The 11,719-nt window shown below is 39.8% G+C and carries 13 protein-coding genes; all 13 read right to left on the minus strand.

The annotated features are described in order from the left end of the window. Window positions 1-5: 5 nt before the first annotated feature. A complete protein-coding gene (gene aguA, locus NMM19_RS04645; RefSeq protein WP_178895031.1) occupies window positions 6-1,091 on the minus strand; it encodes an agmatine deiminase in 1,086 nt (361 codons plus the stop codon). Continuing rightward, window positions 1,088-2,215, minus strand: a complete 1,128-nt coding sequence (gene nspC / locus NMM19_RS04650; RefSeq protein WP_178895032.1) for a carboxynorspermidine decarboxylase — start codon at window positions 2,213-2,215, stop codon at window positions 1,088-1,090. Before nspC ends, aguA begins: the two co-directional genes overlap by 4 nt. Continuing rightward, window positions 2,215-3,474 (minus strand): saccharopine dehydrogenase family protein, encoded by a 1,260-nt coding sequence (locus NMM19_RS04655; protein WP_254730217.1) that lies wholly within the window; start codon window positions 3,472-3,474, stop codon window positions 2,215-2,217. The genes nspC and NMM19_RS04655 overlap by 1 nt, the downstream gene beginning before the upstream one ends. Further along, complete coding sequence (gene speE, locus NMM19_RS04660) at window positions 3,471-4,331, minus strand: polyamine aminopropyltransferase (RefSeq protein WP_178895034.1); 861 nt, start codon at window positions 4,329-4,331, stop codon at window positions 3,471-3,473. The genes NMM19_RS04655 and speE overlap by 4 nt, the downstream gene beginning before the upstream one ends. Next, window positions 4,332-5,786 carry an aminotransferase class I/II-fold pyridoxal phosphate-dependent enzyme gene (locus tag NMM19_RS04665; RefSeq protein WP_178895035.1) on the minus strand — a complete coding sequence of 485 codons (1,455 nt, stop codon included), beginning with the start codon at window positions 5,784-5,786 and terminating at the stop codon, window positions 4,332-4,334. Window positions 5,787-6,384: 598 nt separating this feature from the next. Next, window positions 6,385-7,401 (minus strand): hypothetical protein, encoded by a 1,017-nt coding sequence (locus NMM19_RS04670; protein ID WP_178895036.1) that lies wholly within the window; start codon window positions 7,399-7,401, stop codon window positions 6,385-6,387. Further along, on the minus strand, window positions 7,394-7,861 hold the full coding sequence (locus NMM19_RS04675) for a hypothetical protein (protein WP_178895037.1): 468 nt from the start codon (window positions 7,859-7,861) through the stop codon (window positions 7,394-7,396). Before NMM19_RS04675 ends, NMM19_RS04670 begins: the two co-directional genes overlap by 8 nt. Window positions 7,862-7,904: 43 nt before the next feature. Further along, window positions 7,905-8,699 (minus strand): DUF4261 domain-containing protein, encoded by a 795-nt coding sequence (locus NMM19_RS04680; protein ID WP_178895038.1) that lies wholly within the window; start codon window positions 8,697-8,699, stop codon window positions 7,905-7,907. Window positions 8,700-8,746: 47 nt separating this feature from the next. After that, on the minus strand, window positions 8,747-9,244 hold the full coding sequence (locus NMM19_RS04685; protein WP_178895039.1) for a hypothetical protein: 498 nt from the start codon (window positions 9,242-9,244) through the stop codon (window positions 8,747-8,749). A 10-nt stretch (window positions 9,245-9,254) separates the two neighbouring features. After that, window positions 9,255-9,809, minus strand: coding sequence for a hypothetical protein (locus NMM19_RS04690; protein WP_178895040.1), 555 nt, complete (start codon window positions 9,807-9,809; stop codon window positions 9,255-9,257). Window positions 9,810-9,825: 16 nt separating this feature from the next. Beyond that, window positions 9,826-10,308, minus strand: coding sequence for a hypothetical protein (locus NMM19_RS04695; RefSeq protein ID WP_178895041.1), 483 nt, complete (start codon window positions 10,306-10,308; stop codon window positions 9,826-9,828). Between the two features lie 18 nt (window positions 10,309-10,326). Then, window positions 10,327-11,178, minus strand: a complete 852-nt coding sequence (locus tag NMM19_RS04700; protein WP_178895042.1) for a CbrC family protein — start codon at window positions 11,176-11,178, stop codon at window positions 10,327-10,329. A gap of 32 nt (window positions 11,179-11,210) precedes the next feature. Then, a complete protein-coding gene (locus tag NMM19_RS04705; protein WP_178895043.1) occupies window positions 11,211-11,717 on the minus strand; it encodes a YfbM family protein in 507 nt (168 codons plus the stop codon). Window positions 11,718-11,719: the final 2 nt, after the last annotated feature.

Genomic DNA, 11,719 nt, shown 5'->3' on the forward strand with positions numbered 1-11,719 from the left:
TTCTCCTATTCTGGAATTTGTTGGGTAATACAGTGGATATTTCCACCACCTAAAAGAATATCTCTTGCAGGGATTCCGACAACTTCACGGTCTGGGAAACACTTACTCAGGATATCCAAGGCCACTTGGTCGTTTTCATCCTGAAATTGTGGCACCAAGACAGACTTATTAGCAATATAGAAGTTCACATAGGATGCTGCTAAACGCTCACCAGCATAGCGTTCCTCTTCGCCTTCTTCATAAGTATAGCCCGGCAAATCTTCTTCCGTCACTACTTGATGGATAGCTGGAATCGGAAGTTTATGAATGGTAAAGGAACGCCCCTTTGCATCTGTTTCCGTCTCTAAAAGAGCTAAATCGGCCGCAGACATGGCATACTGGGGATCGTCTTGGTCGTCCGTCCAAGCTAAGACAATCTCTGCTGGGCCAACAAAAGCTGCTACATTGTCGACGTGTTCATTGGTTTCGTCCTGATAAATACCGTAAGGTAGCCAGATGACTTTTTCAGCTCCAAGGCTCTCTAGTAAGGTATTTTCAATCTCTTCTTTAGTCATATGAGGATTGCGACCCGGACTGAGCAAGCAGCTTTCTGTGACAAGTATGGTTCCTTGACCGTCACTGTGTATAGCTCCACCTTCTAGTACAAATGGTTTTGCATCGTAAACAGGTACCTCTAAGAATTCTGCAAAACGACTGGCCACTTGGTCATCTGCTTCATAGTCTTGATAGAGTCCATCCACAGAACCTCCCCAAGCATTGAAAGACCAATCTACCGCTAATTTTTCCCTTTTATCATTAAGGAGAATGGTCGGACCTGTATCACGAGCCCAGGCATCATTTGTTGGGATATCTAGATAGACGACCTTGTCTCCAAGATAGGATTGGGCTTCAGATAGATAGTCCTCCTCCACCAAAAGGTAGACTGTTTCCCCTTGAGCAATGGTTTTAATAATCTGACTAAAAGCTGTTTTTGCAGCCTTGCCTTGAAAAGGCCAAGACCCTGGTCGAGTAGGCCATATCATGAGAGTCCCATGATGGGGTTCATACTCTGCAGGCATACGATAACCTAATTTCTTTGGGCTGTCCATCATGATAATCTCTCCTTAAAGTCTTGGTAGCCAAATGATTTGACTAGACTGCACTCACCCTCTTTATCCATGAGATATAAACTGGGAAGTCCAATCCCGTTAAAAGTATTATTTTTGACAAAGGAGTAGATTGCCATGTCTTCAAAATAGAGGCGATCGCCGATTTCAATCGGTTTTTCAAAGCTGTAATCCCCAATGATATCACCTGTTAGGCAAGTATTTGAAGAGAGTCTATAAGTATAAGGTTTTTCTTGCGGTTCAAAACCATCTCTCAATGGAGGACGATAGGGCATCTCAAGGACATCTGGCATATGACAACTTGCTGAAGCGTCTAGCACTAAGGTCTCAATCCCATTTTCAACGATGTCTAAGACTTCAGTAGCTAGATAGCCCGCATTAAGAGCAATCGCTTCTCCGGGTTCGATATAGACGTCAAGGTTATAAGTTTCTCGAATTTGCTTAATCTCAGAAATCAGTAAGTCCACATCATAGTCGTCTCGGGTAATGTGGTGTCCGCCGCCCATATTGAGCCATTTGACCTCATGCAAATAAGGCCCAAACTGCTCTTCTACTGCTTTCAAGGTTGTCGCTAAATCATCTGCCCCTTGCTCACAAAGAGTATGAAAATGAAGCCCATCCACCAAGTCCAGCAAATCACTTGGTATCTTATCTGAAGTCACTCCAAAACGGGATCCAGGAGCGCAAGGGTCATAGAGCGCGTGATCTCCCTGAGTAGAATACTGAGGATTGAGGCGTAGACCAACACTGATACCAGCTTCACGACAAGTTTCACCGTATTTTCGTAATTGTCTCTCTGAGTTAAAAACAATATGATTAGATATTTGAAGCAACTCTTCCATATCTGCTTCCTTAAAAGCAGGCGCAAATACATGGACTTCCCCCGGAAATTCTTCCCTAGCCAGCTTCGCTTCATAGAGTCCACTAGCTGTCGTACCAGAAAGATACTGGCTAATTAAAGGATAGGTTTTATAGAGGGAATAAGCCTTTTGGGCAAGCAAAACCTTGCAACCAGCTTCTTCTTGAACATACTGTAGAATACGGCAGTTGGCTTCTAACTTTCCCAAGTCAATGATATAAGAAGGTGTTGGTACTTGTTCTAACTTCATTAGTCCACCATTTGTGGATTTTCAACCACAACCCATGGCAAACCGTATTTATTTAAAGCTTCCATGAATGGGTCAGGATCCAACTCTTCAAGGTTATAAACTCCAGGCTGTTTCCATGTACCATCCATCACTAATTTTGTCCCAATCATAGCAGGAACACCTGTTGTATAAGAAATTGCTTGTGATCCTACTTCTGCGTAGCATTCCTGATGGTCGCAAACATTGTAGATGTAGATGGTCTTTTCAACTCCATCTTTGACACCAGTAAAGATACAACCGATATTGGTTTTTCCAACAGTGCGTGGTCCAAGGCTTGCAGGATCGGGAAGCAAAGCTTTCAAGAATTGGATAGGAACAATTTCTTGTCCATTAAAATTAATGGCATCTGTACGAAGAAGCCCGACGTTTTCCAAGCATTTCATGTGCGTTAGATAAGATTGGCCAAAAGTCATAAAGAAACGAATGCGTTTAACACCTGGAATATTCTTTGCTAATGATTCGATTTCTTCATGGTGGAGGAGGTACATGTCTTTTTGACCAACTTGAGGGAAATCATACTCACGTTTGATAGACATAGCTTCGACCTCAACCCATTTTCCATCTTCCCAGTATGAACCTGGTGCAGAAACCTCACGTAGATTGATTTCTGGGTTAAAGTTTGTCGCAAATGGATAACCGTGGTCACCACCATTACAGTCTAAAATGTCGATATAGTGGATTTCATCAAAATAGTGTTTCAAAGCATAAGCTGAAAAGACACTGGTTACACCTGGGTCAAAACCAGAACCAAGAAGAGCTGTCAAACCTGCTTCCTTGAATTTTTCTTGGTAAGCCCATTGCCATGAGTAATCAAAGTAGGCTGTAAAACCAAGTTCCTTGCAACGTTTCTCATAAATAGCACGCCATTCAGGGTCTTCTGTATCTTCAGCCTCATAGTTGGCTGTGTCGATATAGTGAACTCCCGTTGCCAAACATGCATCCATAATGGTCAAATCTTGGTATGGTAAAGCTACGTTCAAAACGGCTTCTGGTTTGTAGCTTTCAATCAAGGCAATCACTTCTTCTACCTTGTCTGCATCAAGAGCAGCTGTCTCAATCTTAGTATTTGTTTTGCCTTCTAATTTAGCCTTCAAGTCATCACATTTTGACTTGGTACGGCTAGCAATCATAATTTCTTTAAAAGTATCGCTATCTTGGCAAATCTTTGATATAGCAACTTGGGCGACTCCCCCACATCCAATAACTAATAAACGACTCATTTTTTTCCTTCCTCTTCTTCTAAAATGTCTTCTACATACTTAGGCAACATAAAGGCACCCACATGTAAGTTTGCAGTGTAGTATTCTGTGAAAAGCTGGCGTTTTTTCCAGCCTTCCTTATCAAAATCTTTGACAGGGTGATATTTTTTCGAAGCAAATCCAAACAACCAATAACCAGCAGGACTAGTTGGGATATGTGCCTGGTAAACCCGGCTGATTGGAAAGGCTTGATTGACCTTGCGGTGCATGCTTCGGCAAGCCGACTCATCTTCGTCAAAGAAGGGACTACCATGCTGGTAAATCATAATACCGTCTTCTTTCAGAGCACGGTAACTATTGCCGTAAAATTCCTTGGTAAAAAGACCTTCTGTATGTCCAAATGGATCTGTCGCATCATTGATGATAATGTCATAATCATCTTCACAATTTCTCAAAAAACGAAGTCCATTTTGATAATAAATGGTAACACGAGGATCATCTAGCCCTGCAGCAAAGTCTGGAAAATACTCACGACAGACCTCAACTAACATCTCATCCGGTTCCACGATATCAATTTGCTCCAGCTCTGGATATAGAGTTAATACCTGGGCAACACCTCCGTCACCACCCCCGATAACCAAGACTTTCTTTGGATTAGGATGGACAGCCATGGGCACATGAACTGTCATTTCATTGTAGACAAAGTCATCTGCATCTGAAAATAGGACATGCCCATTTAAAATCAATATCTTCCCAAAAGCTGGTGTATCTAATACTTCAATATCCTGCCATTCACTTTGACCAGAATACAGTTGCTTGGCTGTTCTCAAGGACAATTTCACATCTGGAGTATGAACTTCAGAAAACCATAAATCCATTTAGTTCTCCTTTCTCTCAATAACATTGATGTGATTGACCTCTGGATCTTCCGTTCCTTGGAGGGAACAACCACGTTCTTTGGCAAATTGGATATAATCAACAATTTCGCGTGTGATCCGTTCACCTGGCGCTAGAATTGGAATACCTGGAGGATAGCACATGACAAATTCCCCACAGACTTGCCCCACAGACTCGTCCAAGGTTAAGCTTCTTCTCTCTGAATAAAAGGCTTCCTGAGGAGACAGCACCAGCTCAGGCTGAATATATTCTCCAGCAATCAAGTCCTTCCCATCTCGTGAGTAGAGTCTCTTGATATCAGCTAGAGCACCGACCAAGCGTTCAATGTCTTGGATACGGTCACCAATCGAAATATAAGCTAAGATATTGCCAATATCACCAAACTCGATCTGAATATCATATTCATCCCGTAAGAGATCATAAACTTCAATACCTGTTAGGCCAATACCTTGGGTGTAAACTGACAGCTTGGTCACGTCAAAATCGCAAACGGACACACCGTCTACTAACTCTTTTGAGTAGGCATAGTAACCACCGATAGCATTGATTTCACGACGAGCGTACTCAGATAGCTCAATGACCTTCTCAAAGGACTCTTTCCCACGAAGGGCTAAGTTTCTACGAGAAACATCCAGACTAGCCATTAACAGGTAAGATGCAGATGTTGACTGGGTTAGGTTAATAATTTGACGAACGTACTCAGGATTCATCTGATCCCCAACTAAAAGAAGTGAACTTTGTGTCAAGCTGCCACCAGACTTATGCATGGATACAGCTGACATATCAGCTCCTGCGTCCATAGCAGATAGGGGAAGTTTATCTGTAAAATGTAGATGGGCCCCGTGCGCTTCATCTACTAAAACTTTCATTCCTGCAGCGTGAGCCATCTCTGTTAGCCCCTTAAGGTCTGAACAAATCCCATAATAGGTTGGATTGTTGATTAGGATTGCCTTGGCATCTGGATGTTCTTGAATAGCATGTGCTACACGCTCATTTTCAAGCCCCAAAGCAATACCGATTTTTGGATCTACACTCATCTCGATATAGATGGGAATAGCGCCACACAAAACGAGTGCATTAATGGCTGACTTATGAACATTTCGAGGAAGAATGATTTTATCACCTGCTTTACAGGTGGAGAGAATCATGGTTTGTACTGATGATGTTGTTCCCCCAATCATTAAAAAAGCATGAGCCGCTCCAAAAGCTTCTGCAGCCAGTTCCTCAGCTTCTCGGATAATCGAAATGGGATGTCCCAAATTGTCCAAGGGCTTCATAGAGTTAACATCTATACCTACACATTTTTCCCCTAAAAGTTCAACCAACTCTGGGTTACCGCGGCCACGCTTGTGACCAGGTACGTCAAATGGTACAATTCTTTTCTTTCGTAACTTGACCAACCCCTCATAGATGGGAGCTTGGTTTTGATTTAACATTATAAAGACATACTCCTTTATCATATTTTTTACACCTTAACCATGTAAGGCTCTAAAGGATACTTATGAAAAAAGAGCAGGTTGGCACCTGCTCTACAATCTACTGACGTGTTTATGTTTGTTTCTTTTGAGTATGTCTGTTCCTGATGTTTCCTAACTCTCTAGTAGCAAATATTACGTACTTTATTGATCGTTTCACAAGATGACGTGTGCTTTCACCACACTAACAAATCTATACGAATTAGAACTAATGTCCTAACATCAACTTATAAAAGTAGGCTTTTAACCCTATCAATAATGTGGCTTTTCAACCACGCTTCGGCATTCAACCCTGCCTGTCCGTAGGCATTTTTTACTCGGGTTTATATTTGCTAGAAAACATCATCTCATTTTCTAAGCTTAATTACTATATCATGTTTTCGTATTCTTGTAAAGTATTTTTAGAAACTTTTTTAAATAAATTCATTTTTTTGTTCGTGAAATTTATTTAACTTAAAAATGGAAATCGTTTTAAATTTAAATCAAAAAACAAAAAAGAAACTAAATAGATTAGTTTCTTTAATGAATCATAAGAATAATCAACTATTCAAAATCCTATCTAGTCATCTCGTGCTACTTGAACAGCTAGCTCAAAATCAGTCATCAAGTAATTTTCATCCAGACGGATAAGACTGTAATACTCATTCCAAAATAGAGAGTCACTGTTACTTGACCACTGTAATCCATACCACAATTGAGTGACATCACTTGTATGTGATGGGGGGATTGACCATAGATGCTTTTTGAAAGTTTCTTGAACAAGCGGGATATCAAGTCTAGTAGTCAAGTCAAGTTCATCTAATTTCAAAGTGATAGAATGTTTTTTTGCCGCCTCAATACTTTCCTTGTTAAATCGAACCTGAATAATCTTAGAATCTTCTAAAGCCACATTCTGGTCCTCAGCACCGTAAAAGGAAATACTACCCAGTACTATGCCATCTTTTGCAAGAAGATAGGGAGCGTAAGGGATCGCATTGCTATCAAGTCTGAAACCTTTTTCGATAGTGACTGATTTATCTCCTGAATACTTTTGGAAATTGCCATCTGTCAGGAGGTCTTCGTAGTCGCTAGCACCATCCCCCTGTCTTACATAGATATCAAATCCAGCTTCCATCAGATCACTTGCTTTGGTTTCTACTAAAATGATTTTACTTTCATTAATTTGCAAAATTGGTGCTTGAGGTGGCAAACCAATCGTGAGATTAAACATGACTCCTACTAAAAAGACCATAAAGGTTATAAGGAGGGCAAGCATAGACTTCCCAGTTCGTTTTCTTGCATTGAAAAGAGCCATTAGTGCAGGTAAGAGAATCATTTTGGCTAAAATAGAATTCCCAACACCACCTCTATTTAAGGTCTGAAAAGCAAAGATCCCCGCGATGGCAATCAGGGACAGGTAGACTAAAATCTCGCCTAGACCCAGTTTTTCTGTTCGAGTTTGTTGATTTACAGGGGTTTCGTACAATGACTGCCCATTCTCTTTCCTCTTTTTTAGAAAGAGATAAAACCCCAGACCAAGTAGCAGATTAAAGATTGCAAAAACTATTAAAGTACCTATTATCGCCGTTCTAGCCATGGCTCTCTACTCCTTTATGTTCTCTCTCAAACCTTATCTTTCTCTTTAGTACCCAATTCCCAATCAATAAAACCAGCAAGAAGAAGGGGCCACCTTCTATCAGCACAATCGGTAAAGCCAGTAGAGCAATCATCAAAAAACTAGCTTTCTTTTGACGCCAACTACCACCCCATTCTCCGTTTATCAGTACCCCCAAATAGTCGATGTAGTCAGTAAACCAAGTCACTAAGGGATTTTGAAAATCATTGAGCCTAAGGTAAATGAACATAGCAGAATTAAGCAAAACATAAAGAATTCCTAAGACTAGAATAATCTTTTGACTAGTTCGAGTAGCCTCTAGAACGATTTTTTCTCTCTTCTCTGACTCTATTTCCTTGAGACTTGGATTCTTACAAGAGAGTTTTTCAAATCTATAGACCAGAAAACGGTAGAGATAATACTTTTTTATATCAGGATTCATAAAACCTCCAATCTAGGTAGGACACTTATTTATAAATCATGGTCTAAACATCTAATTTCAAGGAATTACCTTCCAAATAGACGGCTTTTGACTCAGTGATTTTGATTTTTTGATCTTCTGAAAAACCAATGGTTTCACCGTCCTTTAAGGTGACATCACTGCCTAAAACATACTGAAGAATAGACAAGAGAAAATAATATAAGTCATCGCTATCCATAGGGGAGTCGATAATTTCAATCTCAGTTTTTCCAAACTCTTTTAAACCATAAGTGTAAATGCTAGTTTTATCTCCTTGGTTGATAATCCCCATATAGATCCAGAGTTGAAGGGGAAGCATTTCTGCTTTCAAAAGGTCAGCTAGGTCTAGATAAAGATCTTTGGGCAAGAGCAAGGTGGTAGAACCCTGATAAATACCAATAGCTGATGGACTTGTTTTTAGGATAGAGGCATTGACTTTAGTCAATAAGGAATAAGTCTCTACTGGCGAAAGATTGTCAGACAAAATAGAAACAATGGCGTGTTGTGTGTGCTCCTGCGTTTCCTTCTCAACATCCTGCCAGAGGTAAGAATAGGCATACAATTCTTCAAATTCTTGACTTGGGATAGGAAGATCCATCAATGCTAAAGCAACGAGAGCACCATCAATCACAAAGGTTGCACTAGAATCATCCCCAGAAACTTCAGAAATTTCAAGCCCCCAGTGAGATTTTAAATCCTGAACGACCTGGTCTAAAGAATAAGCCTGCTTGCCTTTGAAGAGGGGCATGGACAAGATAAGTTGTTTTTTCTTCTCTGACTTTTCTTTCTTACTAGCAAATAGATTTTTCAAAAATTTCATAGGACTTCTCCTTTTTTCATATCAGTTGGGAAGCATAGCTATCTTGGTCAAATTGAGTCGAGATACCAAGTTTCTTCATCCTCAAAACCGTAGAATTTCTGGTCAAGCAACCAATTTCCATCCACCAATCTAAGTACAAACTGATGCTTCATTTCTAAAGCTTCTTGAAAATGGGTGATAATTCTTGCTTCTTCAGCTTTTGTCATGATGAAATCTACAGAAAAATCATTCCTTTTAACATAGTTATACTCACTTGGGGAGCCATAAGAATTTCGAACTCCTCCTTCCAAGCATTTTTGAGTCACTCGTCCAGTTAGAAGTTGCATTTGCCTCTGAAAATAGTCATCCATAAGTTCATTCCACATAGGATGAAGCTGATTTGCTGGGATGCCAAGGCCTTCTTTTTTCTTATCCAGTGCTCTGTTACGATCAAAAATTTCCTCTTCTAACATGGTTAAACTTTTGAGTAAATCAAGCAAGGGTGGGATGATAATTTCTGCAAGAGTTTGATATTTTTCAGGGGTATTTTTATAGTTCACTCTCATGATTACTCTCTTAACTCTCCTGGATTAATTGCTTTAATTCTAAGTCTGAAAGTTGTCCTTCCATGTAGAGTTTCCTAAGTAAATCTTTATCTACGGTAATTTCATAATAGTCAGTCACAAACTCATGAAATCTCTCAAAGCTATCAAAAAGGTATGAAAGCAACCATTCTCCGCCATCCTGGTCTTGGTAAGTCTGTTGATGTGCGTGACCGTCATACCAGATAAAGAAGGTTGTTTCATCTTTTTGGTCTTCGGAATAAAGCGAGATATACTTCTCATCCAGTCCTTTATAAAAACCATCAATGACGTCTTGATTCCACTCGTCAGCAGCAAACTGGCTTAAACTACTTTCATGATCAAAGCCTTTTATAAGAATCATTTTATCAGTCAAAATCACATCTAGAGAATCACCAGAGCCATTGTCAATAAGGTAGCGGAGTCCATAGTCTTCCTCAGTCTTAATCACGAGTCTGAGCCAATCCTCACTCGGATCTGTCAAATACTCATCAATGACCAGCAAGGCATCTAAGCGAGTTTTTATCTTGTCCCAATCAATCTTTCTCATCCTAAAAACCTCCTTCTTATTCTCGCAATTTATCAAGTTCACAAGCCCTATAACGAGCTGTTAAATAGCCTGAAAAGCTAATCTGAGGGATATTCCACTCATTAGGTAAATAAATTGAACAATCTACCTGATCACCTAGAGAGGAACTTGCTGAAAAGACATATCTTCCCAAATCCTCATTATTAGGATTTCTTTCAACCAGACTCAATCTGCTAGCATTGAACCAGTCTTTAAACAGTAACCAGATTTGCTCGGCATCTTCGTTTAATAGGGATACTTTCAAGTTGTAGCTGATTCCGACCCTACATCTTTTTTTGAATCCTGACTCATCAGCCCTACAAACTTTTATCAATCCCTTATCATACTGCCAGTTATCACTATCTAATAAGGGAAATTGAACAGATAGATTGTCTTTAAATCCCTGCATAGTATCAAATAAATCTTTGGAGGCAGCTTCGAATAATTCTAGTTCTTCCATAGTCTTCTCTTTAATTTTCATAGCGAATCAAATTTCGATTTAATCTGCATCAACCCAGATCTGGTATTTTTGACAATGGAGACATCTGAAAAGGTAACCACAGATAGGCCCGTCTTTGACCAAGTAGTCTTCTACCTCTTGATATTCTTCACGCGCTTCATAGTCTGCCAAGACTTGCTCAGCGATTCCCATATCCTTCAATTCTCGAGTTCCAACTGTACCCAGGTAAGCACAATAATCTTGGCAACAAGAAAGCCAATATTCTCCCTGCCAACTAGAGTAGCCTGGGGTCTGACAAAAAAGCAGCTGATTCTTTTCTGGATCCAATTCACCCTGCCACTCGGCATCTTGGATAAATTCTGCATCGAATTTTTTGGCTGCTTGACCGTTTGCAATACAAAATGGACAAAGGTATTCTATATCCTCTATACTATAAGGTATAAGGGCATAATAAACATTGCTTTCTTTCCCACAAGATGGACAAACCTTAGCTTCTCCTTCAACAAATGAACCTGTAGCCAAGGGATCTGGATGATAGAGAAAATGAGGCAAATTTTTTAACAAGTCCTGTCTTTGCTTCTTCTCTTCTTTTCTTAGAGGACGAGGAAGGGCAAAACGATTGCCATGACTCTGACTCATTTCTTGTAAACGGCTCAGTTTCTTTATCTGTTTTCGATCAGGTTTGTCTAAAATTTCAGTAAATAAGCTATAGGCACTAGTGTAGAGACCCAATTGTTCATAGAGGTCAACTAAGACTTTCTTAGCTTCTAAATCATCAGATTTAGCTAATTCATCAGCCAAATCATAGAGAGCCGCAACACTTGAAGGCTTTCCATCTTGGTCCAGATATTGCTTTTTTAAAGTGATATACTTTTGTAGAAATGGATTCATGGAACTACCTTTCTAATGGATGACATAAAATCTTAACAAATGGTAACAAGGACATTTCCATTGAGCTCCAAAATCTTTTTGTAAAACTCTTTCATATTTACAAAGCAGGTTAAAATGTCATCCTTGATTTCTTCCTCTTCCTCAAGATAATCCCAAATATCAGGATACAAGTCGGCTTTCTTACAGGCTTCCATACTAAAGTCAGTCATAGCCCTATCCATGTCAAAACTTTCTAAAGCTTCTACAATCTCGGCTATCCTGTTTTTTTCAGTATAGGCGATATATTCAGATACATCCTCTAGAGGAGTCACCCCTAAAACAGCCTCTCTCAAGGGATTATCATCCAAAAATTCTGAACTACTAAAACCTGTCAAGACAAAGACCAAGGCATCCCACATTTTGTCGATATCTATTAAGATATCATGACTATCAGAGGAATCCTCAGCAAAATCTAACGAGTCATCTTCTTGATTGGAAAGACCTTTTAATTGTTTAAATTCATCGTCTGGTAAATATTGATAATTGGCAATCATTCCCATGA

Source organism: Streptococcus sp. CF8_St5-17 (assembly GCF_024295665.1).
Taxonomy (GTDB): Bacteria; Bacillota; Bacilli; order Lactobacillales; family Streptococcaceae; genus Streptococcus.

Coding starts and splice junctions, on each gene's coding strand:
- aguA (WP_178895031.1), bottom strand. CDS start 1,091: ATGATGGACAGCCCAAAGAAATTAGGTTATCGTATGCCTGCAGAGTAT.
- nspC (WP_178895032.1), bottom strand. CDS start 2,215: ATGAAGTTAGAACAAGTACCAACACCTTCTTATATCATTGACTTGGGA.
- NMM19_RS04655 (WP_254730217.1), bottom strand. CDS start 3,474: ATGAGTCGTTTATTAGTTATTGGATGTGGGGGAGTCGCCCAAGTTGCT.
- speE (WP_178895034.1), bottom strand. CDS start 4,331: ATGGATTTATGGTTTTCTGAAGTTCATACTCCAGATGTGAAATTGTCC.
- NMM19_RS04665 (WP_178895035.1), bottom strand. CDS start 5,786: ATGTTAAATCAAAACCAAGCTCCCATCTATGAGGGGTTGGTCAAGTTA.
- NMM19_RS04670 (WP_178895036.1), bottom strand. CDS start 7,401: ATGGCTAGAACGGCGATAATAGGTACTTTAATAGTTTTTGCAATCTTT.
- NMM19_RS04675 (WP_178895037.1), bottom strand. CDS start 7,861: ATGAATCCTGATATAAAAAAGTATTATCTCTACCGTTTTCTGGTCTAT.
- NMM19_RS04680 (WP_178895038.1), bottom strand. CDS start 8,699: ATGAAATTTTTGAAAAATCTATTTGCTAGTAAGAAAGAAAAGTCAGAG.
- NMM19_RS04685 (WP_178895039.1), bottom strand. CDS start 9,244: ATGAGAGTGAACTATAAAAATACCCCTGAAAAATATCAAACTCTTGCA.
- NMM19_RS04690 (WP_178895040.1), bottom strand. CDS start 9,809: ATGAGAAAGATTGATTGGGACAAGATAAAAACTCGCTTAGATGCCTTG.
- NMM19_RS04695 (WP_178895041.1), bottom strand. CDS start 10,308: ATGAAAATTAAAGAGAAGACTATGGAAGAACTAGAATTATTCGAAGCT.
- NMM19_RS04700 (WP_178895042.1), bottom strand. CDS start 11,178: ATGAATCCATTTCTACAAAAGTATATCACTTTAAAAAAGCAATATCTG.
- NMM19_RS04705 (WP_178895043.1), bottom strand. CDS start 11,717: ATGGGAATGATTGCCAATTATCAATATTTACCAGACGATGAATTTAAA.